The organism is Corynebacterium ulceribovis DSM 45146, assembly GCF_000372445.1.
GTDB classification, from domain to species: Bacteria; Actinomycetota; Actinomycetes; order Mycobacteriales; family Mycobacteriaceae; genus Corynebacterium; species Corynebacterium ulceribovis.
On sequence record NZ_AQUY01000002.1, the window covers coordinates 1 to 25,680 of the forward strand.

A 25,680-nucleotide genomic window follows, 5' to 3' on the forward strand; every position below is an offset into this window, starting at 1 on the left:
CACAACTATGGTTGTGTTTGTTGTTTCGTGTTTTTGTCGGTGGTTATAGCGGTGAGGTCACGCCCGGTCCCATTCCGAACCCGGTAGCTAAGCTTACCTGCGCTGATGGTACTGCACACGGGAGTGTGTGGGAGAGTAAGTCACTGCCGACATTAATTGTTTGTGGAGGAGTTCCGCCCCCTGTAGTTCTCAGGGGGCCGGGACTCCTCCACTTTTGTACCCATATGCAGAGGTTGTGGAAGGGCCTCATGCCTAGGGCATTTTTCGTGGCGTCGGTTGCTCATTTCTGCAACCTCTGGGTTAAGTTGGTCAAGCAACGATTCTGACCTGAATATATTTAGCGCGTCACTTTAAGGACTGATCGGAAAATGAACACCCCTTACGGCAACCAAGGCAATTACGGGCAGAACCAGAACTGGCAGCAGTCAGGCGTAGGGTATGGCCAGCAGGGGCATGGTCAACAGAACTACGGCCAGCAGAATTATGGTCAGCAACAGTTCGGCCAGCCCAACTACGGACAGTCTGCCGGCGGCTATCAGCAGCAGCCCGGCCAACAAGGCTATAGCCAACAGAATTACGGGCAACAGGCCTACGGCCAACAGAACTATGGTCAGCAAGGTTATGGACAGCAGGGTTACAACCAGTCCGCGTTCGGCCAGCAGCCTGGCGGTTATGGTCCCCAGAACTATGGCCAACCGCCAGCAAAGCGCGGTTCGAACAAACTGATGTACATCATCATCGCTGCTGTGGTCGCAGTGGTGGCCATTGGCGGCATCGCCCTTGTCATGGGCAGTGGCGGCCTATCGTCTGAGGACCGGGCAAAGACCGCCATCATGAATGACATCAAGAGCTATGGCAAGGGCCAAAAGCCTGGCAAAACAGACTTCAAGAAGGTGAATGAGGCCTTCTGTGAGGAGCAGAAGCTCTCCGATGAAGAAATTGCATCGTTAGAGAAGCTGACCGATGAACTTGGCGGCGCCGATGCCCAACCGGATGCCAGCAAGGTGCCGGAGCTGACGAAGGACGACATCGAAATCGATCCGAATGATGAAAACCGCGCCACCATCACCGACCCAGCCACGGGCATCAAGACCACTCTCATCAAGGAGAACGGCAAGTGGGTTTTCTGCTAACCCACCGCTGGTATAACTGGTGAGGTGAGCAATCCTACTGACCCTTCTGCAACCACTAACGGTTTCCGGCCGCTGACCTCCGAGGAAGAAAAACTCGATCAGCTGCTGGCATGGCTCGAAGAGCACACCACCCTGTTTTCTGCGTTAGCGCCCACGTTGATTCTCCAGGATCGCGCGACGCTATCGCCCGCAGAGTTTGCCGAATGGTCGGCGAAAGTGGAAGCTGCCCGTCAACAAGCAAATAACAATGCCGCCCGTCTCGGCGACGAAATCTCCCACGCCTCGCGGATGGTGCTGGGGGCCGCCGCCGACCAATCCCTGCCGTACCAACGCTATGCCGACGGGAAGGTGAGCTTCCGGGACGTTACGGTGCCAGTGACCACGTCCGGTTGGCACATCGACAGCTTGCCGCTTAGTGACGGAAGCAAGGACACCGCGCCAGCTATTGTCGGCGAGCCTGCGTCAGGCGCCGCAGCGGACACCAGCGTCGACGTACGCGTGTTTACCCCAACTAACCCGACGGGCAGCCTCATTATCGCGGCGCATGGTGGCAGCTGGTGGATGGGCAACGGAGCGTGCCGCGACATGCTCTTCGGGCCAGATGCGGCTGCGCTGGCGGAAGTTAGTGGGGCAGTGGTGCTCGACGTGGACTATCGGCTGGCGCCAGAGCATCCGTTGCCGGCGCCGATTAATGATGTGCTCGCGGTGACCCAATGGGCCCGCGACCATGCTGATGAGTTGGGAATTGACCCAGCCAAAATTGTGCTGTGGGGGACATCCTCGGGCGGGCACGTTGCGGCGCTGACAGCAGCAATTACTGCAGCCAGCGGTCGCGAGCCATACGCTGGGCTGTTGCTGACCATGCCGGCGTTGGACCTGACTGGGATTCGACCAGAGGTGTTGCGCGCGGTGTATGGGCAGCTGCTTGAAGATAGTTCGGCTTTTGTGTCGCCAGTGAAGATTGCGCCAGAGTTGTTACCGCCGACTCATGTCCAGCTGGCTGAACGCGAAGAGCTGGTGCGAGGCGGGGAGTCGTGGCCGGCGCCAGAGACCACTGTGACGACGCTGCTGGCGACCCACATTGTGGCCACACCGAAAGTCCAGCGTGAACGCATCGTGGACTTGGCTGTTGCGACGCTGCGGTTAACTAACACTGAACGGGACCTGCCGGAAGACCCAGACGCGACCTACTCTGCCGAAGCAGTGGACCAAGCCAACCGGCAGTCGTGGGGACCGGTGCTGCGGCCAGACGAACTCTAACGACGGACAGCCGCTGGCTAGTCCAGCGGGAGCAGGTCGAACTTGGTGGCGCGGACATCAGCGACACGATCGAGGTTGCGCCGCAGCGTGTGCCACTGCTGACCGTCAATATGCGCAATCGCATCGGCAACCACCTTGCGGTCTGGCGTGCCCCACGCAATCGGCATCGGGGAAATCTGATCCCACACCTCCTGGGCGCGCACGGAACGCCGGCCTGCCACCGCAACCGCAGGAACCTTTTCACCCTTGCGGCGAGCATGACCAGGCAGAGCCGTCACAGTGCGGAGCGCCAGCGCTGGACGAGGCGGGGCAGTCGGCTCCACAGCCATATTGACCAACGCCATAATCGTCATATCGCGGTCGCGAACCTCCGCAACCATCGCTGGGACCAGCGGGTAATTATCGAACACCTGCTGGGCGGTGCCAGTTTTCTTCGGGATAACCGGAATCAAAGCCAAGAACACCAGCGCCATGACACCCAGCATGATGGCCGCCATCCACGCCCACGGAGCACCGTCATTAAACAGGACGACTGCCACTGCACCGGCGACCAGCAGCACCGCCAGCACCAGTGCCGATGCCTGCATTCGTTTAGTGTCCCGGGAATACTCGTTATTCGCGGCGTTGAACTCCGGATCAACGGTGAACGAAAAGTCAGACATAGAACCCCTTTGCGTGCTGTGAATGGTGCTGCGAACTGTGCTGCATTTAATCAGTACTTAATCAGCTGCCGGAGGTAGCGTATCACCAGGCAACGACGGGCCCAGCAGCTCATCGGCGTCCACGATCCGGTAGGCGTAGCCCTGTTCGGCCAAGAACCGCTGCCGGTGCGCCGCATAGTCCGCATCCAACGTGTCCCTAGACACGACCGAATAGAAGTGTGCGGCGCCGCCGTCCTGCTTCGGGCGGAGCAACCGCCCAAGACGCTGCGCCTCTTCCTGACGGGAACCAAACGTGCCCGAAATCTGCACTGCGACTGATGCCTCTGGCAAATCAATCGAGAAGTTCGCGACTTTACTGACCACGAGTGTGGTTAATTCCCCGCGGCGGAAAGCGTCAAAAAGCTCCTCCCGCTTTTTATTGGACGTTTTACCTTCAATGACTGGCACGCCCAATTCCTCACCGAACTCTTCCAACTGGTCGAGGTACGCACCAATGATGAGTGTCGGCTCGCCCGGGTGTCGGTCCAGAATTTTCCGCACTACCGGCACTTTTGTGGCTGCAGTTGCGCACAGGCGGTAGCGGTCTTGGGAATCGGCGGTGGCGTAGACCATGCGCTCGGAATCCGTCATGGTGACGCGGACCTCGATGCAGTCCGCTGGGGCGATCCACCCCTGGGCCTCCATATCCTTCCACGGGGCGTCGTAGCGCTTCGGGCCAATCAAACTGAAGACATCGCCCTCGCGGCCATCTTCACGCACCAACGTGGCCGTCAGTCCGAGGCGACGGCGGGACTGCAAGTCGGCGCTCATCCGGAAAACCGGGGCGGGCAGCAAATGCACCTCGTCGTAAATGATCAGACCCCAATCGCGGGAGTCGAATAGCTCCAGCGCGCGGTATTCGCCCTTCGTCTTCCGGGTGACGACTTGGTAGGTGGCAATCGTGACGGGGCGGATTTCCTTCTTCTCGCCGGAGTACTCGCCGATTTCATCCGGGGTCAGGGTAGTGCGGCGCAGAAGTTCATCACGCCACTGGCGACCAGCGACAGTATTAGTCACCAGAATCAGGGTGGTGGCCTTTGCTTTTGCCATCGCTGTTGCGCCCACAATGGTTTTGCCGGCGCCACATGGCAGCACCACCACACCGGAACCGCCCGCCCAGAAGCTGTCGGCCGCCATCTGCTGGTAGTCGCGCAGCTGCCACGCCGGAACTTCCGGAACTTCCTCGGTGGCGGGTTTTCCCTCCTCCAGCAGCGCAATGTCATGAGCTTCACCGTCGACATAACCGGCGCGGTCCTCAGCAGGCCAACCAACTTTCAGTAGCTCCTGCTTGAGGCGACCGCGCTCAGATGGGTGCACTGTCCAGGTGGCGGCATCAATGGCCGCGCCCAGCATCGGCTTGATTTTCTTGTGGCGAATAATCTCTGCCAGCACCGCTGGGTCGGTGGACTCCAAGGTCAGGCCATGTGCCGGGTGCTTGACCAGCGTCAGTCGACCGTAGCGATCCATGGTGTCGGCAACGTCCAGCAACAGTGCCTGCGGGACCGGGAACCGGGAGTAGGTTTCCAGCGCGTGGACTACCTGTTCAGTGTCGTGGCCGGCGGCGCGGGCATTCCACAGTGCGAGGGGCGTGATCCGGTAGGTGTGGACGTGCTCTGGGGCACGTTCAAGTTCGGCGAAGGGTGCTAGGGCTACGCGGGCTGCTTCTGCGTTGGGGTGATCCACTTCTAATAGGACAGTTTTGTCCGACTGGACGATGAGTGGGCCGTCGCCAAATGCCACGGAGGCTCCTTCCGATGCCGGGGTTGGTGTAAACCACCATTATGGCATGTCCGTCAATTCTGTGGCCTGCGGAAGTCGGGTCGTCGGTGTGGTCGCGGCGCAGTGGTGGGGGTGATTTTCCCGGAAAGGGTTTACTAATCGTTCAACAATCTCTATATTTACGTTCAACAATCTCAAGTGACCTAGGTCACCGCCGAAAGGGAAATTGATGAGCGACACCCAAGCTATGTCACCCAAGAAGCGCGTAGCCGCTTCAGCCTCCGTGGGCGCAATGTTCCTCATGGCCACCAGCGCCATCGGCCCGGGCTTCATCACCCAAACCAGCCTGTTCACCGTCCAAATCGGGGCATCCTTCGCCTTCGCCATCTTGGTATCCATCCTCGTGGACATCGCCATCCAGCTCAATGTCTGGCGCGTCCTCGGCGTCACCGGCCAGCGCGCCAACGAACTCGGCAACGCCGTCCTACCGGGCCTTGGCTGGTTCATGGGCATCGTCGTATTCATCGGCGGTATCGTCTTCAACATCGGCAATATCGGCGGCACCGGCCTCGGCTTCAACGCCATGTTCGGCCTAGACCCACGCATCGGCGGCGCTATCTCAGCGCTCATTGCCGTGCTGGTGTTCGTCTCCAAGAAAGCCGGCCTCGCCCTCGACCGCATCGTGGTCATCCTCGGCGCCATCATGATTCTGCTCATGCTCTACGTCGCAGTGGTGTCCGCGCCGCCCGTTGGTGAAGCACTGAAGAACACCGTCATGCCGGAAGAAATCGACTTCCTCATTATCACCACCATTATTGGTGGCACCGTCGGCGGCTACATCACCTTCGCAGGCGCCCACCGCCTCATCGACTCCGGCATGACCGGCCCAGACTACGCCAAAGAAATCACTCGCGTGTCCGTCGCCGGCATCCTCGTCACGGGTGTGATGCGTGTGCTGCTCTTCCTCGCCATCCTCGGCGTGGTTGCCGGTGGTGTGGCGCTGTCCAAGGACAACACTGCCGCAGATGCTTTCCGCCACGCCGCTGGCGACATCGGTCTGCGAATGTTCGGCATGGTGCTGTGGGCCGCAGGCCTCAGCTCCGTCATCGGCGCGTCCTACACCTCGATTAGCTTCGTGACCAGCCAGAAAACCTCCCTGCGTACCCGCAATTTCCTCACCGTCGGCTTCATTGTGGTGTGTGCCATCGCCTACGTCATCATGAACCAGGCGCCGCAGAAGCTGCTGATTTTCGCAGGTGCCTTCAACGGCCTGATTCTGCCAATCGGCTTCACCGTGGTGCTGTGGGTACTCATTGCCCGCCGCGACCTGCTCCGCGGCTACAAGTACCCAATCTGGTTGATTGTCATCGGTGTGCTGTCCTGGGTCCTGACGATTTACCTCGGCTGGAATTCCTTCAGCAAAATCGGCGCAATCTGGGCTTAAGGAGACCGCATTATGCCCCATCCTGCACACGCAATGACACCTGCAGCGGCCCGCGCTCAATTCCGCGCCGGGCTGGTGGACCACACCTCGGGGTATAGCGCCGGTTACGCGCAAGCCAACTTGTTGGCCGTGCCAAAAGACTACGCCTTCGATTTCCTGCTCTTCGCCCAGCGCAATCCAAAACCGTGCCCCATCCTCGGCGTCCTTGAGGCAGGGCAGTACAACTCCGAACTGCTCCCTGGTGGCGATATCCGCACCGACATTCCGAAGTACCGGGTGTTTAAAGAAGGGGAGCTTATTGACGAAATCAGCGACGCTTCGAACTATTGGCGCGACGATCTCGTGTCCTTCTTAATCGGTTGCTCCTTCACATTCGAAGGGGCGCTGCAAAACGAAGGTATTTCGATCGCGCATATTGACCAAGGCCGCAATGTGCCGATGTATCGCACCAACATTGACTGCGCCCCAGCCGGTGTATTCCGCGGGAAGAAGGTCGTGTCTATGCGGCCGATTCCGGCGAGCCAAGTAGCGGACGCCGTGCGGATCACCTCCCGCTACCCAGCGGTCCATGGCGCCCCAATCCATGTCGGGGACCCAGCAGCCATTGGCATCACGGACATTAATCAGCCTGACTATGGCGAAGCGGTAGACATTCCTGCCGGAACCATTCCGGTGTTCTGGGCATGCGGGGTGACTCCGCAGTCAGTCGTGATGGAATCGCGGCCGTCGCTAGCAATTTCCCACGCACCGGGATACATGTTGGTCACCGACGTGCGGGACCTGCAGTATCAAGTGCCGTAACCGCTAATGCAGGCGCCTATCGAGCGGCAGCGTGCTCAGCTTTTCCCGGGTCGCCAACAGTGACTGCTGAAGCTGAGCGGCGGCAGCTGCTCGGTCGCCGACCTGCAGCTGCGCCACAATCTTCCGGTTCACAGCAACATAGTCCGAGTGAAACTCTGGGTGGCGCCGAGTCACGGTCAGGAACACCAGGCGCATCTGCGCCAGCACCTGCTCCATGGTGGTGTCCAAAATAGCTGAGCCTGCACCGGTGACAATTGCCCGGTGAAACTCCTGGTTGGTGTCGGCTACGAGCGCCGTCTCGCCAGCGGCAAGGTGTGCCTCGGCAGTGGAGACAATCTGATCGAGCGCAGCGATATCCAGATCCTCACCCCACAGCAATGCGGCTGGTTCCAGAAGAGAACGCGCCGTATAAAAATCATGAATTTCTGGCACGCCTGGTGACGCAATGAATACGCCGCGGTGCGGAATCCGAGTCACAATACCGCGCACCGTCAAAGTGGCAAATGCCTCCCGAAGCGTGTTTCGGGAGACATCTAAAGTTGCAGCGAGGTTAGCCTCATTCAGCTTCTCCCCGGGCTGGAACTTCCCGGAGGACACTGCCTGCAAAATTGCTTTTGTCGCTACACCGCGGGCTGATTGATCCATAGGTAGCACACTACCGCGCCCGTGTGAACTGCTAAGACACCACTGCCAGTACGTCGCCGCGCTGAACCTCATCGCCTGGGTTCAATGCAGCAAGCTGCACCTTGCCGGCCTGCGGCGCATGCACTGGCGACTCCATCTTCATCGCTTCAATAATGGCGATGGTTTGGCCTTCTTCGACCTCATCGCCGTCTTCGACCTTCCAGCCAACCAGGGTGCCGGTGTATGGGCACGGCACGCCGCCGCCGACACCGGTGGCCACCTCAGTGGCGGAGGCTTCTTGCGCCACGAAGGTACCGGCTGGGCGTGGTTCTGCTGGTGCAGCTGGCTTTGCGCCCCCAATCAGTGCGGTTGGGAAGGAAATGGTGTGCATTCGGCCGTCAATCTCAATACCGACATTGGTGCGGTCGACGTAGCCTTCTTCGACATCTTCCCAGCCGAAACCACGACCTGGCTGGTATTCCTTGTCCACCCAGTTGGTGTAGACATCCAAGCTCTCGCCGGTAAATGCTGGGTGACCAACAATATCGCGGTGGAATGGGATGACTGTGCGCACGCCCCGAATGGTCAATTCAGCCAGCGCATCTTCTGCCCGTCGCAAAGCAATGTCTCGGGTCGGGCCATGCACAATCAACTTTGCCATCAGGGAGTCGTACACACCTGGGATAGTGGAACCGGAACGCACACCGGCGTCGACCCGGATACCTGGACCGGTCGGGGCCTCAAACGTGGTGACGGTGCCTGGGGACGGCACAAAACCATTCGCAGCATCCTCAGCATTAATCCGGAATTCAAAGGCGTGACCAACCGGCTCCGGGTCCTGCGTGATAGACAGCGGCAACCCAGCGGCAATCCGGAACTGCTCCGCAATAATGTCCACGCCGGAGACAACCTCGGTCACCGGGTGCTCAACCTGCACGCGGGTGTTGACCTCGAGGAAGGACACCGTGCCATCCTCGGCGACAATGTATTCCACCGTGCCAGCGCCGGTGTAGTTCGCTGCCCGGCACAGCTTCCGGGAGCCCTCAATAATCTGCTCATTTTGTTCCGGCGTCAGGAATGGTGCCGGGGCTTCTTCGATCAGCTTCTGGAAACGACGCTGCACCGAGCAGTCACGGGTGCCAACCACAACGACGTTGCCGTGGGTATCGGCCAGCACCTGAGCTTCCACGTGGCGCGGCTTGGTCAAGAACTTTTCGACGTAGCACTCATCGTTGCCGAAGGCGGCGCGAGCTTCACGGCCAGCGGACAGGAAAGCTTCTTCAATGTCATCAATATTGTTGACGACCTTCAGCCCACGGCCACCGCCACCGAAAGCCGCCTTAATGGCAATTGGCATGCCGTACTGTTCGGCAAACGCGCGCGCATCTTCCCAGTTACTAATCGGATCCTGGGTGCCTGGGGCCAGGGGAGCGCCAGCAGTGGTGGCCAGCTGACGGGCGGCAACCTTATTGCCCAGGGTTTCAATCGCTTCTGGCGACGGACCCACCCAAGTCAGACCGGCGTCGATGACGGCGCGGGCGAAGTCCGCGTTTTCGGATAGGAAACCGTAACCAGGGTGCACCGCATCGGCGCCAGCGCGCACTGCAATGTCCAGCAGCGCTGGCACATTCATGTAGGTCTCTAGTGCGGAGACACCGCGCAGGGCGTAAGCTTCGTCGGCCGCTTGGATGTGCAGCGATTCGATGTCTGCTTCGGAGTACACCGCCACGGACTTCAGCCCGGCGTCGCGTGCGGCGCGGGCGATGCGCACGGCGATTTCGCCTCGGTTAGCAATCAGAACCTTGGAGACGTGGCCGGTGGGCGTGTGGGAAAGGTCTGGGGCGGTCATGAGAGCTCCTTGAAAAGTGGGGTGAGCGTATTGGGGTCAACCAGTTGGAAAGTGAGGGTGCCGCCTGGTGGCAGCTGACCTGCGATATCGAGGTCTTCAGGAATTACCGTGGCTATGACGGGGTAGCCGCCGGTGACAGCGTGGTCCGCGAGGAACACGACCGGCTGGCCATTCGGCGGCACTTGGACGCAGCCGCCGGACATGCCTTCGCTAGCCAGTTCACCGTCGCGGCAGCGGGTGAGCGGTGCTTGGCCTTCAGGTGCGGCTAGGCGCAGACCGATGCGGTTGGAGTGGCCGGTGACGGTCCAGGTGGTGTCGGCGAAGCGGCGTTGTTCGGATTCGGAGAACCAGTCATCGCGTGGGCCGAGGACGCAGCGCACGACACCGTGGTTGCCTTCGGTGGCTTTTTCGTCGGTGCCCCGTGGCCCAATTCGGATGGGGTTGACGGTGGCGCGGCGGACGGAGGTTTCCTCCAGGCTGCCGATGGACAGCACGTCACCGGCCTGTAGCGCGTCGGGGCCGAGCCCGGAGAGCATGTCCGTGGAGGAAGAACCGAGTACTTGGTGGGTGGCAAAACCACCGCGCGCGGCAATGTAGCTGCGCATACCAATTTCCGGCACCCCAACGGTGAGTGTCCAACCGGCGCGGACCTGGATTGGGGTGGCTAGGCCATGGCTGGTGACCGTCCCGAGCATATTGGTGGTGCTCACTGGGGTTTCGGCGCCGGTCACCGCGATAACGCTGTCCACGAGGGCAGTGAGTTTTAGCCCGCCGACATTCTCCAGCACCGCTGCTGCCGAGCTGTTGCCCACAACGTCGTTAGCCGTCCATGCGCTGGTGCGGTCCACAGCGCCGGAACCATTAACACCCAGGTCGGCGTAACCGGAGCGGCCTTGGTCTTGGTACACGGTGAGCAGTCCGCTGTTTTCAATGCGCACTGCCGGCCGGGATATCCCACCTGCGCGTCGTGGTTTTTTGCTTTGCGACGGAGCGGGCCGCGAATCGGGTTGCGGCGCATCGGAGTGGGCTGCGCCCGTCTGGTCGGTGTCGGCGCTAGTGCCACTGGCGGTGATGCTGGCGCTTGGTCGGACGGCGCGGTACGTGATGCGGTCACCAGGGCGCAGGTAGGCCGGATCGGTGGCGTAGGAATCCCACATTGGGGTGTCGGTGTGGCCGAGCAATTGCCAGCCGCCAGGGGATTGACGTGGGTATACCGCGGAGAACGACCCGGCTAGGCCCACCGCGCCCGCTGGTACTTCAGTGCGCGGGGAATCCAGCCGGGGGATATCCCAGTTGCCATGCTGCGGGTAGCAGTACATGAACCCGGGGGCGAAACCGCCGAAGGCACCGATCCAGGTTTCGGTGGTGTGCCGGGTGATGAGTTCCTCGGTGGTGATATTGAGCAGGTCGGCAACGGATTCGAGGTCCGCGCCGTCGTAGACCACGTCAATGCTGATTTCCCGGCCGCTACCGGCTGGGGTGGCTGGCGGCTGGAATGTTTTCAGGGCATGGAAGGCCGCGGTAGCGGCGGAGGCAGAGCCAACTTTCACCATGACGGTGGAGGCTGCGGCCACGATTTCGCGTTGACCGGGCAGCGGGTGGGCAGCTAGTTCGGCATGCCAGGCAAGGACATCATCCAAGGTGGGCAGGTCGACGAGCACCGCGCGGGTGCCGACTCGTCGGACACTCAGCGCTGGGGCGGGAATATGTGGCATAGCGGTCATGACGCAAAGCTCCGCTTCTCAATGCCCGCGGCTTTAAGCGCTTCAGTGATGGACCGAGTCATGTCGACTGCGCCAGGTGAATCACCGTGCACACAGATGGAATCGGCTTGTACTTTGATTTGGGTGCCATCGCTGGCGGTCAGGGTGCCAGTTTTTGCTAGTTCCACAACACGGTCGGCGACGAGCTTCGGGTCATGCAGGACCGCATTCGGTAGCCTGCGGGACACCAGGGTGCCGTCTGGGTTGTAGTTGCGGTCGGCGAAGGCTTCGCGGACCACGCGGACACCGGCTGCGTCGGCGATGTCAATGGCGATGGAGCCGGGCAGCAGCAGAAGTGGGACGTCGAGGTCGAAGGTGCGGTTGAACTTTTTGACTGAATCGACGACGACTTCGGCTTGTGCTTCGTGGTGCACGATGGCGTTGTATAGCGCGCCATGAGGTTTGACGTAGGAGACGCCGCGGCCGTTGACCCGAGCCAGCGTGTGAATCGCGCCGATTTGGTAGAGCAGCTCTTCGCGGAGTTCGGCGGGGTTGTAGTCAATGAAGCGGCGGCCGAAGCCAGGAATGTCGCGGTAGCCGGGGTGGGCGCCGATGGTGACGTTCGCTTGGGCAGCAGCCGCGATTGTCCGTGCGATTCCAACTGGTTCGCCGGCGTGGAAACCGCAGGCAACGTTGGCGCTGGAAATCAGCTCGATCATGGCAGTGTCATCGCTGACGGCATTACCGGCGGTTGCTTCGCCGAGGTCAGCGTTGAGGTCGATGGAGACCATTGGGCACCTCTTTCACCAAAACTGGGGGATTGTTCAACAATCGTTGGTGAAACTCTACTCACTTTTGGGTGAATAGTGAAGCGGGTCACGGTGTCAAGTGGGTAACAACCCCCGCCCAGTTCCGTTACTGACCAGTGACGTCGGTGATTCGGTGCAGCATGAAACGATGCACCGCTCCAGTGTCAGTGGCCACGGCATCCACCTGCCCACCAGTAACCGAAATCGGCTTGACTACTCGGGAGCCAGCCCGCCCATTGCGATCGACATAACTAATGGTCACAGTACGATTTCCGCGCGCCGCAGCTTGTAGTAGCGTGCGCAGTTCACTAGCGGCGATAGGCGAGTCGCCACTGTGTACTGTGTGCCCGCCCTGCTTGGTTGCCGCGCTTGCCGAATCCGCCCGTCGGATGGCCGCCACCGCCGCAGCAATGTGACCATCTCCGATCGTCGGTGCCCGCCGCATTCGGGGGGAAGCGACTTCCGTTTCGTCAAAAAGCCGAACTGGTTCCGGACGCACATTAATAACGCTTCCCTGGGAATCTTCCGGAATGGCGCGGTGCCCGGCATCACGGACTGCAGCAATGAGCTGCATCAGTGGCGCCTGACAAATCAACACCGTCGGCGCGAGCAACCGCAACCCAAGCGAACTAGCCGCCCGCAAGTTCATGATTTCCGCGAGCACAGCTGGCTCATCGCAGCGCAGGTAGCTGAGCGCCGGACCGCCGCGGAGCTGGCCTAGTCGCCGCGCAACATCATCGACCAAGTAGGTCACGGATTGCGGCACCGGCGTCAGCGAATTCTGCGTGAGGAACTGGGAAATCGCGGCGCCGGTCCACCCAGCCTCTAGCGCCCGACCCACCGACTCCGGGGTAATCCGATACATGCTGGCCAATCCGGGAGACTCCAGCTCCGCGCACGCACCCAGCATGGCGGCAGCCTCCGCGGTCAGCGGCCCCGGCGCCAGGATGGTCATATCGGCCTGCACCAGAATCTGCGATGTTGTCGGTGGCGTCAGCTTCTCCAGCGCAGCGACAGCATCCTCGTCGCTTGCCCCTGCCGCCGCGGCCGCTGACGACGACGCGAACATATCGCTGCCTACCTGCGGCACCACAATGCCAACGGCCTGCGCACTGGCCACCACCTGCTGCACCGTGGTTGCGGAGAACCGGTGCAGGTCCAACGGTGCGCGCCGCCCCATATCCGCCATCAGGTCGGCGGTGCGGTACTGCCCAGAGAGCTTAGTGACGGATTGGAGCAGCAAGCCCCGCAGGTCGCCAAGTGCTGGGTGCTGTGACTCTGGGCTAAAAAGTTCGCTGCTGCGCCACGGCGCCCACACGCTGTGTTGCCATGCCTGCAGAAGCATCGCCCAGCCCTGCGCAAGATCTGCTTCCAGCCAGGTATCGGCTTTCGCGGTGGGCGCCCAATAGTCATTGCCAGTGTCATTATCCGGCAGCGGTGATGGCGTACCGGACCCGATGAGGCCAGCGGCCTGTGCCAAACACGCAACCTCATGCATCTGCTCGGTGCTGACATCCAGCTCCGCCGTGAGCCGGCGCTGTTCGCGCACTCCGACGCCGCCGCTTTTGAGGGTGGCAGCGGGTTGAACGCTGAGCGTTTCGAGTAGCACCGTCACCAAGCGCGCGGTTTCTAAGGCGGTGCCAGCGGCCGCCTCGTCGGTGCTGGAAGCGACGGTAAGCTCCGCATCTGGCTGTGGGCGGAGCTGCGGCCGGATGTCGGCGGCGGATTGGCCGAGGAAGATGGTGCGCACTCGACGGGGCAACCGCACCGTCCCTTCGTTGACCCGCTGGAGCAGCCCGGCAGCAATCAAACGTGGCACGGGGGCAGCTGGATCTGCGTCACTTGCAGCATCTTTAGTGGAGCCAAGCCCGCCGGAGTCGGCAAGGGTCTGCAGCAGGCGGCGCTGCTGTGGGTCAATGTCAGCTAGTGCGTCGGCGATGGCTTCGGCATCGGCCTCAGAGTAGAGGCTGAGTAATGACCAGTCGGTGGGCAGCGCCGGCCAGACATCGGGGAGCACTTGGAGGTAGTCGGCGGTCGCGGAGTCTTTGCTGGCTTTGCTTGGCCGGCCGCTGAAAGTTCCGGTCGCGCCGGGCCCGTCGCCCCAGATAAGTCCGAACGTGCGCAGGGTATCGAGCGCGCCGCGGATATGGGTGACGGTTGGTTGCTCTCCCGCAGGGATTCCAGCTGCAGCAAGGGTGTCGCGCACATAGGCGGCGACGTCTGCGGCAGCGACCGCTTCGGTTTCAGCGCCGAGGTCCACAGCCGCTTCCAGCGTAGCTAGGGCGAGCGCGTCGAGGTGGGGGAGCGCATGGTGGATAGAGGCGCGCAGTTGCAGCCGCGCGGCGAGCATGTCGATGCCTGCGGGCGGAGGCGATACGGTGTCGGGTCGGTTTTTCAGTAATTCGGTGAGGAAGGCATCGTTCCGCGCTGCCAGCCATATCCGGAATGGGGGCAGTTCGGGGGATGTTTCTTCGGGTGAAATCGCCATGACCACCCCAGTTTAGCTATGAGAGGTGACTTAGTGCCGGTGGCATGCGATAATGACTGCCATGGCGAACATTGAAAAGAAGAACTACGTTGATCCGGGCTGGCCGCAGAACCTGGCCGCCGATGAGCACCCAGTAACCGAAATCGTGGCGAAGTGGGCTGGTGCGCTGAGCCCATTCGGTGAAGATGAGTTCCCAGTTCCAGCTGAGAACCTGCCTTACGTGCACCCATTCACCTCGATCAACCGCCCTAGCTAGTTCGCGTCCAGCATTCAGTTAGCTTTTTGACGGAAACAGGGGCCGCTTCCCGAGTGGAAGCGGCACCTTTTTGCGTGCCTAGATAGGTTCAAACGAGCTACACAAAAGCGCCTGCCCATGAGCTGAAATTGTCTCGCTCTGGACAGGCGCTTGTTGATGAAGCGGCGGCGAAAGCAATGGCTGCTTGGCTGCCACGCAGTCGCTTAGTTGAAGGCGTTGTATGCGCGGTTCAGCTCAGCGCGGTTGGCCTTGTAGAAGTTGTGAACTTCCTTTGGCAGAGCCAGGCCAGCGGAGCCGAAGGCGTCGACGAGAGCGGCGTATGCGCGGTCGATTTCCACAGCGTCGTCAGCCTTGGCCAGCTTGGCGACAGCCTGCTGTGCGGTTGGTGCTGGCTTCTTAGCAGCTGGCTTAGCTGCTGGCGCGGTGCGTGGGGTCGGTGCGGAGTTCAGGCCCAGACGTGCGGAGCATGCTGGCCATGCGCCCCAACCCTGACCTGCGAGTACCTTTTCGGCAACTGCGATCTGCTGTTCGCGGGTGGCCTGGTCAGCGGTTGCAGCGTACTTCTGGCCGCCGTATGCGTTCCAGGTCGATGGGGAGAACTGCAGGCCGCCGTGGTAGCCGTTGCCGGTGTTGATGGCCCAGTTGCCGCCGGATTCGCACTGTGCGAGACGATCCCAGTCGGAGTCTGGGGCAGCGGATGCGGTCGGTGCAAGCAGACCGGAGGTCACTGCGATGGCGCCGAAAGCGGCGACGGACAGGGTGGTGGAGCGGACGGTCTTCTTAGCGTGACGTGCCATTGTGGGTAAAGCCTCTCGTATTTCTATTCGCCGTCGAAGTTAGCTGTCGGGTTAGGGCGGAGGATGCCCTGCCGAATAATCGGCTTCACCCCTAGGCCACGGTTGTGACCAGACCAGCTGGCTTGCTGGGTGGTTTCTCCGACCTCGTCCAAAAGAAGAGAAAGATGTGCAGTATGGACTTCTTGCTCACCGCATTGATTGCCAGTCAGGACGAGGTTAGGCGGTGCCTGGCAACCGTTTGCGCGGCGCGTTGGGAACGAGCCTACCCGGTTTGTAACGAAATAGTCACGTTCTGGGTACATGAATGTTTCTGAGGGTTATCGTTTCGATATCAAAAGATGTTGACGTCTCAGCAGGTAGCGCAAAGGAATCGGGGGTTCCCCAAGGGGCTAGTGAAATTGCTAGAAGTGACGAAGGTCACTGTAATGCGTGCGAGGGGCTCAATAACAGTGGTCACACTAGTCACACGCGTGCCAGCGTAACTCGCCACCAGATGACCGCTGATTAACGTCAAAAAGCCCAAAAATTCGGTTTTGCACCCAGACGCGGTAGACTATTTAGTTCAATCTGCAGCACCAGCTGCACCGATTCGAAACTAAACTCAAACAAACCTCAATCAACGCAGTAATGCCTCACCCGAGAAATGGAGTGGTGACACTATGCCTATTGGCAAGGTGAAATGGTACGACCCAGAGCGTGGCTTCGGCTTCGTATCCAACCCCGGCGATGAAGATGTCTACGTCGGGCGGTCTGTGCTGCCGGAAGGCGTTGACGAACTCGACCGTGGCCAGCGCATGGAATACGAATACATTTCGGCTTCCCGTGGGCCACAGGTGCACCGGATTCTGGACCTAGGCAAGTCGCCGCGGGCAAAGAAGGCGCACAAGCACTCCGCAGAAGAACTCAACAGCATCGTCGCTGACCTGATGACTCTGCTGGAAAACGCGGTGCAGCCAGCACTATCCGCCGGCCGCTACCCGGACCACAAAACCGGGCGCCAAGTATCCGAGATTCTGCGCGCCGTCGCACGCGAACTCGACGCCTAAAGTCGCACGCCTAAGGCTGTAGCCCCAAGGCCGCACGCCTAGTGGCCAACCTCAATTGACCACACAACCTGCACCGGGGTTTCTTCATTATTGGAATCCCGGCCAATCAACAGAGACTGCACTTCGACTACCACTAGTCGGGCAGTCTCTTTTTTATCGCCGCCCACCTGCTTAGTCGGCTCAATCTCAATGCTGGATTCCTGATTAGCGGTGAAGTAGTCCTCAGAGTTCGCGGCAGGGTCGTCATAAATCCGCAGTAGCGACCAGTCGTGGTCGGCCACCTCAGGGTGAATATCCAACAGCATTTTCTCGCCCGCCGGAATCTTCACCAACGCCGGTTTGCGCTCAGAACAGGCCTCACCTGGCTTACACACCTGATACGGCAGCACTTCCGTTTCGGACCCGGCTACCTTCGCGGTCAGCGCGACCTCCTCCGGATTGGTGCCTGGCCGCTGGTTCCACCACTGCTGGAACACCACCGCGCCGGTCACAATGACTGCCACACCTGCCAGCATGGCGACCAAAATCCACAGGCGATTATCTTTACGCTTCGCTGCCACTTAATCCTCCGAGTAGACGATGCACCTCACCACTCTACTGCCCAGTGAACTCCACTTCGAACACGCGTGGCCAATACTTACCCGTGAGATACATCCGATCCGTGCCCGGGATATGGGCAATGCCATTGAGCACATCCGCCTGCGCTGCCTCCTGTTCCGTGAGCAGCCCAGACGCTTCCACCGCCGCCGTCACTTGCCCAGATTCGGGGTCAATGCGGTAAATCTCATCGCTTTGCCACACATTCGCCCACACCCCGGCCAGCGGCCCGTCCGCCACACACTCCAATTCATTGAGCATCGTGGTTGCCGCGCCGTTATTCGTGACGGTGAGTGTGCCGGTGGCATCGAATGTGTCGGGGTCGCGGAAAGTCAGGTCGCCGCTGCCATCGGACATCACCAGCTTGCCCGGCAGCGCGCACAGCCCCCACCCTTCACCGTCGTAGCTGGCGGTTCCGGTTTCCTTTAAGGTGTGAGCGTTGCGCTTAATGGCGGTGCCTGCTTTCCACGTCAGCTGCCAGACCGTGTCGCCAGTGCGGGTGAGACCTTCGCCGAACTGCTCCGGCGGCAAGTCCTGACTATCGCGTTGCCCGCCCGCCAGGTTCGTGCGGTAAATCCGCGACTGCCCGTACATGCCGGTGCTCACAATGAGGTCACCGTTGGCATCAACCTCCAGACCCTGGGTGAAACTCGTGCTATCCCAAGGGAAGTCAGCGACCACCGTGGGCGTTAATCGTTGCGGTTCCTTCGGCTGGGCGTCATTGCTTGTTGACGGATTGGTGCCACATCCGGCCAGCAGCAGCGCCGCCGCGCTCACTGCGACAACCGAGAAAAAGCCGGTGCGCGGCTGCCGACTTGAACGGGAAGGAAACGGGAACTGGGCGTGCATGCCCTCATCATGCCAGCGGTCAGCCATAATGAGGGGTGTGACTTCCCGTAACAAACGTCGACCGAAATCAAAGCACTTGCTCGGCGCAGCAGCCATTGACTTGGCGCGCCAAGCGCTGGAAGAGATGGACGAAGGCACGGTAGGTGACCATATGGGCGTGGTCCTCGGGGAGGATAACGTCGCAAGCCATCACTTTGAGGCGCATCTGCCGGGCTACCGTGGCTGGCACTGGGTGGCAGTCCTCGCGGCGGCCCCAGGCAGCGAACACCTCACCGTCTCCGAACTAGCGCTGCTGCCCGGTGACCGCGCACTGCAGGCCCCAGACTGGGTACCTTATGAAGACCGGATTCGTCCCGGTGACCTTGGCCCTGGGGACTTGATGCCACCTGCGCCAGATGACCCGCGCTTGGCGCCCAACCCGGACAATCCCGATGCCGACCCAGCCGAGCCTGGAAAAGTTCTGACCGCTGCAGGCCGGAAAGCTGCCATGAAACGGTGGCGACTCGGCGACACTGGGCCGGACGCCCCAATTTCGAAAACGGCAGAACCGCGGTGTCGCACCTGTGCTTTCCAGGTTCCAATTGATGGGGAAGTGGGCGAGCAGTTTGGCGTCTGCACCAATGAATATTCCGCTGATGGCCAGGTCGTGGCTCTGACCTACGGGTGCGGAGCTCATGCGGACACCCCGCAACCGGAAGTGGACCCGTATGCACCGCCGCAACGCTTCGACCAGATGCTGGACTACTCCGACTAGCCGTCGCGCCAGACTAAATCACTAGCCGTCGAGCCCGTCCTGGACCCATTGCGCGCCGCGGCGAACTGCGGTGCGCTGCCACGCGTACACACCCCAACCGAGTGCACCGGCAACCACACCTGCCCAGCACGTCAGTGCGGCTGCGGCCGTCCAACTGCTTTGGGTGGTGATGACAATGCCAGCTATGAGGAAGATCGCAATTCCGATGCCGAGCGCGGGCCGCGGATCATTGACAATGGCTGGTAGCTGCACTTCTTCTTTGTGTGCTGGTGGTGGCGCACTTTCCCCTGAGCTATCGGCACTGCTGGTCATTTGGCAATTTTCCTCCACAAGTGGAAATCTACCGGATGGACCAATTCCATAGTGACCGTCATAGACATAGGGGAACCAGATGACGCAACCTGACGTTGAGCAGCAGCCGCTGACCGAGCGGCCCGAGCCAACAAATTTCTTGGACCGCTACTTCCATATTTCGGAACGCGGCTCCAGCATCACCACCGAGCTGCGCGGCGGTGTTGTCACCTTCTTCGCGATGGCATACATCGTCATCCTTAACCCACTCATCCTCGGCACCGTCGCCGACCATGAAGGCACCACCTTGGGCATTGCCCCGGTAGCTGCCGCAACGGCTTTTGCCGCGGGGCTGCTGACCATCCTCTTCGGCATCATCGCCCGGTACCCATTCGGCCTCGCCGCCGGCCTGGGAATCAACACGCTGGTTGCCGTCACCTTCGTCGCCCATGAAGGCCTTACCTGGCCAGAAGCCATGGGCCTCGTGGTGATCAACGGTATTATCATCGTCATTTTGGCGGTGTCCGGCTTCCGCGAAATGGTGTTCCACGCCATCCCATCCGATATGAAGTCCGCTATGACGGTCGGTATCGGCATGTTCATCACCATCATTGGTCTGGTCGGCGCTGGTTTCGTCCGCCGCGTCCCAGACATCGCCGGAACCACTGTCCCAGTGGGCCTTGGCATCAATGGCTCCATCGCATCGCTGCCAACTCTGGTTTTCTGTGTTGGTCTGCTCATCTGCGGCATTTTGGTTGTTCGCAAGGTACCAGGTGGCCTGTTCATCGGTATTGTCGCCACCACCATTTTGGCGCTGATTGTCGAAGCCGTGAAGCCGTCCGGCCCGTCCTTCGTTGACGGTGAGCCAAACCCAACTGGCTGGAACCTTGCTGTGCCAACCGCCCCAGAATCCATTGGCGGTCTGCCAGACCTGTCGCTGCTAGGTAACGTCGACCTCTTCGGCGCTTTCCCACGCATCGGTTTCCTGTCGGTCACCATGCTGGTGTTCACCCTGCTGCTGGCCAACTTCTTCGATGCAATGGGCACCATGACCGGCCTGGGCAAGCAGGCTGGTTTGGCTGATAAGGATGGCGTGCTGCCAGACATGAAGCGCGCGCTGGTCGTCGAAGGCGCAGGTGCCGTCGTCGGTGGTGCGTTCTCCGTCTCCTCGAACACCGTCTACGTCGACTCTGCCGCTGGCATCGGTGACGGCGCACGCACCGGCTTGGCCAATATTGTCACCGGTGTGCTGTTCCTTGCCGCGATGTTCTTGACCCCGCTGTACGAAATTGTGCCGCTGGAAGCTGCCGCCCCAGTGCTGGTGGTTGTCGGTGCGATGATGATGTCGCAGGTCACTGACATTAACTGGCAGCGTTTCGACGTTGCCCTGCCGGCCTTCCTGACCATTGTCACCATGCCGTTTACCTACTCGATCGCCAACGGTATCGGCGTCGGGTTCGTCACGTTCGCCATCATGGGGCTGGCTGCTGGCCGCGGCAAGCAGATTCACCCATTGATGTACATCATCGCCGCACTGTTCCTGCTGTTCTTCGCTGCAGGCCCAGTCCAGTCCGCGCTGGCCGGCGCGTAACGGCCGCCGCTCCACGCGACCACGGCATTTTGTGACTATGTCCCGCACCACCGTGACTCCCATCCACATCACTGACCCAGCCGACCCACGTCTGGACGACATCCGCGACCTCAACCACAGCGACCGTCGCCCAGATCTCCCGGGCGGCAAAGGCTTGGTCATCTCTGAGGGCTTGCTAGTCACCCCACGCCTCATTGAGTCCAGGTTTCCGGTGGGTACCGTCGTCGGCTTCCCCGACAAGGTAAAAGCATTGCTTGATGACGAAAGGGTGTCGGAACTTCTGGCTGCTGACGATGCGGCGATCTACACCGTGGATCGCGACACTCTGAAAGAAGTCGCGGGGTTTGACATGCACCGCGGTCTGGTTGCCTGCGCAGCGCGAGCGCCGGAGCTTCCGGTCGCGGACATCATTGCCCAGTCCCGCACCTTAATGGTGCTGGAAGGGGTAGGTGACCATGAGAACATTGGCGCTATTTTCCGTAACGCCGCAGGCATGCATGTGGACGGCGTCTTGTTCGGCGCCGCCTGCGCGGATCCGCTGTTTCGGCGATCGGTTCGCGTTTCGATGGGGCAGGTGCTGCGGTTGCCGTTTGCAACGCTACCGGGCACCACGACGACGTGGCAGCGTTCTTTCGACATGCTCCATGACGCCGGCTTTCACACCGTGGCGATGACGCCAGCAGACGATGCCTCCGAACTGTGGGAAGCAATGGACCACGACAAGGTGGCCATTGTGGTGGGCGCTGAAGGGCCAGGCTTAACTCGGCATGCAATGCGGGCGTGTAGCCAGCGTGCCAAAATTCCGATGGCACCGGGCACAGATAGCTTGAATGTGGCTACCGCCGCGGCAATCGCTTGTTATGAGCGGTTGCGCTTTTGCAGCTGATTCCACACGGCGCGCCGGGCACGGTTAAGCCCTGAACCGGCTACTCGGAGCACCCGTTCTGTGGCAGACCAGCTAGTTTTCGCTGCGTCTTTGACCTTGTGCATAGCGTCACCGTCGACATCGCTATCGGCGACTTCGTAGTCGTCATAGCTATCAGCAGTATCTTCCTGGTCTTCGGTATGAGCTCGCTGGTATTCTGCAGCGAAGTCGACAGCAGATGTGCGGGGCGGCTTCCGGCCATCGACCGCAAAACCAGCCACTGGGATATCAAATTCATTGGCGGCTGGGTCGAATCCCAGCCAGTGCACCTGTGCCTCTGCAACTAGGTCCACTGGGTCGAATGGCAGGGAGATACCGCCGCGGTCACCGCCGCGTTTACCGGCCCAAAATGGCCCCTCGAAGCCTCCGGGGATTCCGATATCTTCGTAGATTTTGGTTTGAGACATGCACAAGCTGCGCACTAGCTTTCCAGCTCGCCAGTGGGCGTAACCTGCATGGCGGGTATCCGGTTCACTGTGGAATGCGAATACGTCAGTGGCTGAAATCTGCTCTAGCAGCCGAGGATCCACTGTGGACAGGTGCCGTGGGTCATCGAGCCGGACTTGCAGTACTGCTAGGCCGTTATAGCCCGCGACATAAATCTCAGCGGCGCCAACCGTGGCGGAGCGGTTGAGCGGGAAATCACCGAGGTGCGTGACTGGCAGCGTCGGGTTGAACTGAGCAAGGAACTTCCGGCCGAAGCCACGGTCGACTTTCGGATCGTTTGCAAGTACTTGCTTGGGTTCGGCGACTGTAGCAAACCAGAACGTGACAGCGGCGGCATGGTCAGAAGCCGACGACTGCGGGAAACTATTCGAGCTCATCACGGCTTCCTTTACACGCTATTTCTTACCCGTTGGCCGAACATCAAGCAGGACGTCGTCCCAGCTTGGAAGTACTGTCTTGCGACGGCGACGACGAGGCTGCTCTTCTTCTGGGTGCTGCAAGAAACTATCGGCTTCGGCATCGTCGACGTTCTGTGGCGCTTCCTCGGAAGGTTGTGACCCCGCGCCCACATGGCCGCCTGACTTTTCGTCCAGCACGATCCGGTCGGTGTCTGGACCTTGGCCACGGCCACCCTGGCCTTGTTGGGTTGGGGCATGCGAGCCAGCAGGGGTGCGACGCTGCGCAGTTGGGGCGGACGGCATCGCATCTTGGCCAGCAACATGATTGCTTGCGGCGCCACCCATCGGGCCCACTGCTGACAGGCTACGCACTGGGTTCGCAAAATCTGGGTCAATGAGGTCGGCAGCAATGTTGTTCCGAGCAACTGCAGTCGCAGCGCGACCGCCACCTGGGTGGAAGGACCATTCCGCGGTGCTGCTGGACAGTCCGACCTCAAAGTGCACGGCAATAATCCACTGGCCGGTGCGATCCCGCCAGGCATCCCATGTTGCTTCGGAAATGTCGTTGCCACGGGCAGCAAACGCAGTGTCGAGGACTTCCAGCAAGCTGAGTTCTGCTGGTCCATCGCTGCGCACTGGGCGAGCGTCTTTACCTAGCTCGGCGATGCGGGCCCGTTCGAGCAGAACTGGGTGTGCGAACGGCTCAATCTTGCGTTCTGCCATCCCGGTTTCTGCTGCAAGGTCATCGACAGAGGCCCCGGCGCGAACGCGGTCTTGGATTTCTCGAGGACGCAGCACAATGGTTGGTTTGGCAGGCTTTTCAGGTTCGGCAGGCGGTGCTGGCTGCTGAGGCTCAGCAGCAGCTTGCTTAGCAGCAGCTGGCTCCGCTGGTTTGTCCTCCCCAGACGCGGATTCCGGACTCTCGGAGTTCTCTGAGTCAGGGGTTTCGGCCGACTTGCTGTCGGAATTCGATGCCTGGTTTTCGTCAATAAGCAGTGCTTTGAGTTGACTAGTGACCGGCAGACGCATGCGGTTTGCCGTGGTGGCGGTGCCATCGGCGGAGTCGTCTGGGGCCACGAACTCGACGATGATCTCTTCGGCAGTGGATAGTTCTGCGTTGAACCGCAGCTCGCGCATGGATCCTCCTTAAAGATCAGTTCTAATAGCCCAGAATAGACGAAAGCCGCCGCATCCCCGTGGATTCCGGGGAAGCAGCGGCGTGTATGTCCGCAGGTTGGGCTAGTTAGGCCTGTGCCCAACCGTTGTCGAGGATGGTATCGATAGCGGCGGTCAGCTTCTCCACATCAGCAGTGTCGATAGCTGGGAACATGCCGATACGCAGCTGGTTGCGGCCCAGCTTGCGGTAAGGCTCGGTGTCCAGAACACCGTTCGCGCGCAGAATCTTCGCGATCTTGGCCGCATCGATGTCGTCGTTGAAGTCGATGGTGCCCACGACCAGGGAACGCTTCGCTGGGTCGGTGACAAATGGGGTGGCCTCAGCGCGGCCCTCAGCCCACTTGTACAGGTGGTTGGAGGAAGCGGTGGTGCGCTCCACCATGCCAGCCAGGCCGCCGTTTTCGTTCATCCACTTGACCTGGTTGTCCAGCATGAGCAGGGTGCCCACGGCTGGGGTGTTGTAGGTCTGGTTCTTGCGGGAGTTGTCAACGGCGGTCTTCAGGTCCAAGAATGCTGGGATGAAGCGGTCGGAAGCAGCGATCTTCTCGATGCGCTCAATTGCAGCTGGAGACATCGCAGCCAGCCACAGGCCACCGTCGGACGCGAAGCACTTCTGTGGGGAGAAGTAGTAGACGTCCGCCTGGGACATGTCGACTGGCAGGCCACCGGCACCGGAAGTTGCGTCAATAGCAACGAGCTGACCTTCGGAGCCTTCCGGGCGCACGATTGGCACCATCGCACCGGTCGAGGTTTCGTTGTGTGCCCAACCAATCAGGTCAACGCCTTCAGCGGTCTGTGGGGCAGGGGTGTCGCCGACCTCGGACTCAATGACAATTGGGTCTTCCAGCCATGGCGCCTGCTTAGCGGCCTTAGCGAACTTCGAGGAGAACTCGCCGTAAGAAAGGTGCAGGGACTTGTTCTCGATGAGGCCGAAGGTGGCCGCATCCCAGAACGCGGTTGCGCCACCCAGGGACAGCACAATCTCGTAGCCTTCTGGCAGGGAGAACAGGTTGGACAGGCCGTCACGGACCGAGCCGACAACGTCCTTGACCGCTGGCTGGCGGTGCGAGGTACCGATGATGTTCACTGCACCGTCGACAACTGCCTGCACCTGCTCAGGACGAACCTTGGATGGGCCACAACCGAAACGGCCGTCGGCAGGGAGTTGGTCTGCGGGCAAGACAGGGAACTGATCGGACATGGGCCAACCTTCTTTTCTTCTTCGACGCGGGTAAAGAATGTCAATATTCTACCCCGTATTTTATGCAAACAGGTGAAAGTATCCGGGCTTTGGGGGTATTAGCGGCCGGAAAGAATGTCGAGGACGTTGTTGGCGACGTCCGCCCAATTACTGCCGCCCTTCTTGCCGACAAGGTGCTTGATGGTTTCGTATTCAGCATCCGGGCAGCCTAGCGAGTTTTCGTATCGTGAGACGACAACCTTTGTGGCGTGGTCATTCTTCTTATTATCGGCTGCGTAAACCTCGATGACTGCTGAGTTCTTAGTTGAGTAGTCGTCAAGGCGAGGCGTCGAGTAGCACCGCACTGAAACTAGATTCAGTTTGTCATCGCCGGTGCCAATTGTTTCTGGGAAAGCGGTGTCGTCGGCGATGGCTTTCTCCTTCAGTGGGGACGAATCTGGGAAAGCGGGATTCTTTTCCATCCACTTGTCGATCTTCTCGGCTTTTGCGTTGCCATAGCCAATGACCACAGTATGGCCGGTGGTCCGTGTAGTCCGAGAACTAACGTTGTTCCTAGGGCTGTCACCCAGAATCTCACCACCAGAGGGCTTAAAGTCGGGGACGGTGGCGTTATAGGCGTTGGTGATCGTTACTGGCTCCGGTTCCCCGAGGCTGCAGGCGGTCAGGAACATGGTGGGGCAGGCGAGGGCTGCAAGAATAATTTTCTTCACATCTGCAGCCTATTTCATTGAGTGGTGTCTCTCTCATCAAATCGAGGTGGAGGGGGAGAATTTCGCGGATTTGGGCTAGGAAAAATGACCATCGATTGGCGTGGCACTCAC

24 protein-coding genes, 1 rRNA gene and 1 riboswitch are annotated in these 25,680 nt (G+C 60.4%); of the genes, 10 read left to right on the forward strand and 15 right to left on the reverse strand.

The genetic code is table 11. The annotated features are described in order from the left end of the window. The first annotated feature begins 35 nt into the window (after positions 1-35). From rrf to A3EC_RS0105510, 3 genes are all read left to right on the forward strand, one after another. Positions 36-152 (forward strand): 5S ribosomal RNA (gene rrf / locus A3EC_RS0105500). 216 nt (positions 153-368) lie between these two features. Then, positions 369-1,133 carry a hypothetical protein gene (locus tag A3EC_RS13235; RefSeq protein WP_018024178.1) on the forward strand — a complete coding sequence of 255 codons (765 nt, stop codon included), beginning with the start codon at positions 369-371 and terminating at the stop codon, positions 1,131-1,133. A gap of 24 nt (positions 1,134-1,157) precedes the next feature. Next, the gene (locus A3EC_RS0105510; protein ID WP_018024179.1) at positions 1,158-2,393 is read left to right on the forward strand and encodes an alpha/beta hydrolase; all 1,236 of its coding nucleotides are present in this window, start codon (positions 1,158-1,160) and stop codon (positions 2,391-2,393) included. Positions 2,394-2,410: 17 nt separating this feature from the next. Here A3EC_RS0105510 and A3EC_RS0105515 read toward each other — a convergent pair whose 3' ends face one another. Together A3EC_RS0105515 and A3EC_RS0105520 are read right to left on the reverse strand one after the other, a co-directional pair. Beyond that, positions 2,411-3,055 (reverse strand): DUF3239 domain-containing protein, encoded by a 645-nt coding sequence (locus tag A3EC_RS0105515; protein WP_018024180.1) that lies wholly within the window; start codon positions 3,053-3,055, stop codon positions 2,411-2,413. A gap of 57 nt (positions 3,056-3,112) precedes the next feature. Continuing rightward, on the reverse strand, positions 3,113-4,834 hold the full coding sequence (locus tag A3EC_RS0105520; protein ID WP_018024181.1) for a DNA repair helicase XPB: 1,722 nt from the start codon (positions 4,832-4,834) through the stop codon (positions 3,113-3,115). A 208-nt stretch (positions 4,835-5,042) separates the two neighbouring features. Here A3EC_RS0105520 and A3EC_RS0105525 point away from each other — a divergent pair, with 208 nt between their 5' ends. Together A3EC_RS0105525 and A3EC_RS0105530 are read left to right on the forward strand one after the other, a co-directional pair. Beyond that, positions 5,043-6,257 carry an NRAMP family divalent metal transporter gene (locus A3EC_RS0105525; protein WP_018024182.1) on the forward strand — a complete coding sequence of 405 codons (1,215 nt, stop codon included), beginning with the start codon at positions 5,043-5,045 and terminating at the stop codon, positions 6,255-6,257. Between the two features lie 12 nt (positions 6,258-6,269). Further along, positions 6,270-7,058: a putative hydro-lyase gene (locus A3EC_RS0105530; protein ID WP_026162240.1), complete on the forward strand. Its 789-nt coding sequence runs from the start codon at positions 6,270-6,272 to the stop codon at positions 7,056-7,058. 3 nt (positions 7,059-7,061) lie between these two features. Here the strand turns inward: A3EC_RS0105530 and A3EC_RS0105535 are convergent, their stop codons facing one another. The 5 genes from A3EC_RS0105535 to A3EC_RS0105555 form a co-directional block, all read right to left on the reverse strand. Further along, entirely contained in the window at positions 7,062-7,703 is a 642-nt protein-coding gene (locus A3EC_RS0105535; protein ID WP_018024184.1) for a GntR family transcriptional regulator, read from the reverse strand. Positions 7,704-7,734: 31 nt separating this feature from the next. Beyond that, a complete protein-coding gene (locus tag A3EC_RS0105540) occupies positions 7,735-9,531 on the reverse strand; it encodes an acetyl/propionyl/methylcrotonyl-CoA carboxylase subunit alpha (protein ID WP_018024185.1) in 1,797 nt (598 codons plus the stop codon). Continuing rightward, positions 9,528-11,255: a 5-oxoprolinase subunit B/C family protein gene (locus tag A3EC_RS0105545; protein ID WP_018024186.1), complete on the reverse strand. Its 1,728-nt coding sequence runs from the start codon at positions 11,253-11,255 to the stop codon at positions 9,528-9,530. Before A3EC_RS0105545 ends, A3EC_RS0105540 begins: the two co-directional genes overlap by 4 nt. Beyond that, positions 11,252-12,025 carry a LamB/YcsF family protein gene (locus A3EC_RS0105550; RefSeq protein ID WP_018024187.1) on the reverse strand — a complete coding sequence of 258 codons (774 nt, stop codon included), beginning with the start codon at positions 12,023-12,025 and terminating at the stop codon, positions 11,252-11,254. Before A3EC_RS0105550 ends, A3EC_RS0105545 begins: the two co-directional genes overlap by 4 nt. Before the next feature lie 124 nt (positions 12,026-12,149). Beyond that, a complete protein-coding gene (locus A3EC_RS0105555) occupies positions 12,150-14,531 on the reverse strand; it encodes a helicase-associated domain-containing protein (protein ID WP_040428294.1) in 2,382 nt (793 codons plus the stop codon). Between the two features lie 52 nt (positions 14,532-14,583). Between A3EC_RS0105555 and A3EC_RS0105560 the strand changes: the two genes are divergently transcribed. After that, the gene (locus tag A3EC_RS0105560) at positions 14,584-14,787 is read left to right on the forward strand and encodes a hypothetical protein (RefSeq protein WP_018024189.1); all 204 of its coding nucleotides are present in this window, start codon (positions 14,584-14,586) and stop codon (positions 14,785-14,787) included. A gap of 203 nt (positions 14,788-14,990) precedes the next feature. On the opposite strand, the gene A3EC_RS0105565 is transcribed toward A3EC_RS0105560, so the two are convergent. Next, positions 14,991-15,584: a resuscitation-promoting factor Rpf1 domain-containing protein gene (locus A3EC_RS0105565; RefSeq protein WP_018024190.1), complete on the reverse strand. Its 594-nt coding sequence runs from the start codon at positions 15,582-15,584 to the stop codon at positions 14,991-14,993. 12 nt (positions 15,585-15,596) lie between these two features. Continuing rightward, a riboswitch (cyclic di-AMP (ydaO/yuaA leader) is annotated at positions 15,597-15,765 on the reverse strand. 478 nt (positions 15,766-16,243) lie between these two features. On the opposite strand from A3EC_RS0105565, the gene A3EC_RS0105575 reads away from it, so the two are divergent. Then, complete coding sequence (locus tag A3EC_RS0105575; RefSeq protein ID WP_018024192.1) at positions 16,244-16,630, forward strand: cold-shock protein; 387 nt, start codon at positions 16,244-16,246, stop codon at positions 16,628-16,630. Between the two features lie 38 nt (positions 16,631-16,668). Here the strand turns inward: A3EC_RS0105575 and A3EC_RS0105580 are convergent, their stop codons facing one another. Together A3EC_RS0105580 and A3EC_RS0105585 are read right to left on the reverse strand one after the other, a co-directional pair. Further along, positions 16,669-17,190, reverse strand: coding sequence for a DUF2771 domain-containing protein (locus A3EC_RS0105580; protein ID WP_018024193.1), 522 nt, complete (start codon positions 17,188-17,190; stop codon positions 16,669-16,671). Between the two features lie 34 nt (positions 17,191-17,224). Then, positions 17,225-18,103: a glutaminyl-peptide cyclotransferase gene (locus tag A3EC_RS0105585; RefSeq protein ID WP_245532953.1), complete on the reverse strand. Its 879-nt coding sequence runs from the start codon at positions 18,101-18,103 to the stop codon at positions 17,225-17,227. Positions 18,104-18,200: 97 nt separating this feature from the next. Here A3EC_RS0105585 and A3EC_RS11490 point away from each other — a divergent pair, with 97 nt between their 5' ends. Next, the gene (locus A3EC_RS11490; RefSeq protein ID WP_425386770.1) at positions 18,201-18,830 is read left to right on the forward strand and encodes a DUF3027 domain-containing protein; all 630 of its coding nucleotides are present in this window, start codon (positions 18,201-18,203) and stop codon (positions 18,828-18,830) included. Positions 18,831-18,851: 21 nt separating this feature from the next. Here A3EC_RS11490 and A3EC_RS0105595 read toward each other — a convergent pair whose 3' ends face one another. Then, positions 18,852-19,142 (reverse strand): DUF2530 domain-containing protein, encoded by a 291-nt coding sequence (locus tag A3EC_RS0105595; RefSeq protein ID WP_018024196.1) that lies wholly within the window; start codon positions 19,140-19,142, stop codon positions 18,852-18,854. Positions 19,143-19,221: 79 nt separating this feature from the next. On the opposite strand from A3EC_RS0105595, the gene A3EC_RS0105600 reads away from it, so the two are divergent. After that, positions 19,222-20,712 carry an NCS2 family permease gene (locus A3EC_RS0105600; protein WP_018024197.1) on the forward strand — a complete coding sequence of 497 codons (1,491 nt, stop codon included), beginning with the start codon at positions 19,222-19,224 and terminating at the stop codon, positions 20,710-20,712. A gap of 37 nt (positions 20,713-20,749) precedes the next feature. After that, positions 20,750-21,598: a TrmH family RNA methyltransferase gene (locus tag A3EC_RS0105605; RefSeq protein ID WP_018024198.1), complete on the forward strand. Its 849-nt coding sequence runs from the start codon at positions 20,750-20,752 to the stop codon at positions 21,596-21,598. Here the strand turns inward: A3EC_RS0105605 and A3EC_RS11495 are convergent. From A3EC_RS11495 to A3EC_RS0105625, 4 genes are all read right to left on the reverse strand, one after another. Further along, positions 21,571-22,461 (reverse strand): DUF6928 family protein, encoded by an 891-nt coding sequence (locus A3EC_RS11495; protein ID WP_018024199.1) that lies wholly within the window; start codon positions 22,459-22,461, stop codon positions 21,571-21,573. The genes A3EC_RS0105605 and A3EC_RS11495 overlap by 28 nt on opposite strands. 18 nt (positions 22,462-22,479) lie before the next feature. Then, complete coding sequence (gene sepH, locus A3EC_RS11500; protein ID WP_018024200.1) at positions 22,480-23,619, reverse strand: septation protein SepH; 1,140 nt, start codon at positions 23,617-23,619, stop codon at positions 22,480-22,482. A gap of 106 nt (positions 23,620-23,725) precedes the next feature. After that, positions 23,726-24,859, reverse strand: coding sequence for a phosphoserine transaminase (gene serC / locus A3EC_RS0105620; protein WP_018024201.1), 1,134 nt, complete (start codon positions 24,857-24,859; stop codon positions 23,726-23,728). A 98-nt stretch (positions 24,860-24,957) separates the two neighbouring features. Beyond that, the gene (locus A3EC_RS0105625) at positions 24,958-25,569 is read right to left on the reverse strand and encodes a hypothetical protein (RefSeq protein ID WP_156812864.1); all 612 of its coding nucleotides are present in this window, start codon (positions 25,567-25,569) and stop codon (positions 24,958-24,960) included. Between the last annotated feature and the right edge of the window lie 111 nt (positions 25,570-25,680).

Coding starts and splice junctions, on each gene's coding strand:
- A3EC_RS0105535 (WP_018024184.1), bottom strand. CDS start 7,703: ATGGATCAATCAGCCCGCGGTGTAGCGACAAAAGCAATTTTGCAGGCA.
- A3EC_RS0105600 (WP_018024197.1), top strand. CDS start 19,222: ATGACGCAACCTGACGTTGAGCAGCAGCCGCTGACCGAGCGGCCCGAG.
- A3EC_RS0105560 (WP_018024189.1), top strand. CDS start 14,584: ATGACTGCCATGGCGAACATTGAAAAGAAGAACTACGTTGATCCGGGC.
- A3EC_RS0105595 (WP_018024196.1), bottom strand. CDS start 19,142: ATGACCAGCAGTGCCGATAGCTCAGGGGAAAGTGCGCCACCACCAGCA.
- A3EC_RS13235 (WP_018024178.1), top strand. CDS start 369: ATGAACACCCCTTACGGCAACCAAGGCAATTACGGGCAGAACCAGAAC.
- A3EC_RS0105530 (WP_026162240.1), top strand. CDS start 6,270: ATGCCCCATCCTGCACACGCAATGACACCTGCAGCGGCCCGCGCTCAA.
- A3EC_RS0105565 (WP_018024190.1), bottom strand. CDS start 15,584: ATGGCACGTCACGCTAAGAAGACCGTCCGCTCCACCACCCTGTCCGTC.
- A3EC_RS11490 (WP_425386770.1), top strand. CDS start 18,201: ATGGACGAAGGCACGGTAGGTGACCATATGGGCGTGGTCCTCGGGGAG.
- A3EC_RS0105555 (WP_040428294.1), bottom strand. CDS start 14,531: ATGGCGATTTCACCCGAAGAAACATCCCCCGAACTGCCCCCATTCCGG.
- sepH (WP_018024200.1), bottom strand. CDS start 23,619: ATGCGCGAGCTGCGGTTCAACGCAGAACTATCCACTGCCGAAGAGATC.
- A3EC_RS0105605 (WP_018024198.1), top strand. CDS start 20,750: ATGTCCCGCACCACCGTGACTCCCATCCACATCACTGACCCAGCCGAC.
- A3EC_RS0105545 (WP_018024186.1), bottom strand. CDS start 11,255: ATGACCGCTATGCCACATATTCCCGCCCCAGCGCTGAGTGTCCGACGA.
- A3EC_RS0105515 (WP_018024180.1), bottom strand. CDS start 3,055: ATGTCTGACTTTTCGTTCACCGTTGATCCGGAGTTCAACGCCGCGAAT.
- A3EC_RS0105540 (WP_018024185.1), bottom strand. CDS start 9,531: ATGACCGCCCCAGACCTTTCCCACACGCCCACCGGCCACGTCTCCAAG.
- A3EC_RS11495 (WP_018024199.1), bottom strand. CDS start 22,461: ATGAGCTCGAATAGTTTCCCGCAGTCGTCGGCTTCTGACCATGCCGCC.
- A3EC_RS0105575 (WP_018024192.1), top strand. CDS start 16,244: ATGCCTATTGGCAAGGTGAAATGGTACGACCCAGAGCGTGGCTTCGGC.
- A3EC_RS0105550 (WP_018024187.1), bottom strand. CDS start 12,025: ATGGTCTCCATCGACCTCAACGCTGACCTCGGCGAAGCAACCGCCGGT.
- serC (WP_018024201.1), bottom strand. CDS start 24,859: ATGTCCGATCAGTTCCCTGTCTTGCCCGCAGACCAACTCCCTGCCGAC.
- A3EC_RS0105525 (WP_018024182.1), top strand. CDS start 5,043: ATGAGCGACACCCAAGCTATGTCACCCAAGAAGCGCGTAGCCGCTTCA.
- A3EC_RS0105585 (WP_245532953.1), bottom strand. CDS start 18,103: ATGGCTGACCGCTGGCATGATGAGGGCATGCACGCCCAGTTCCCGTTT.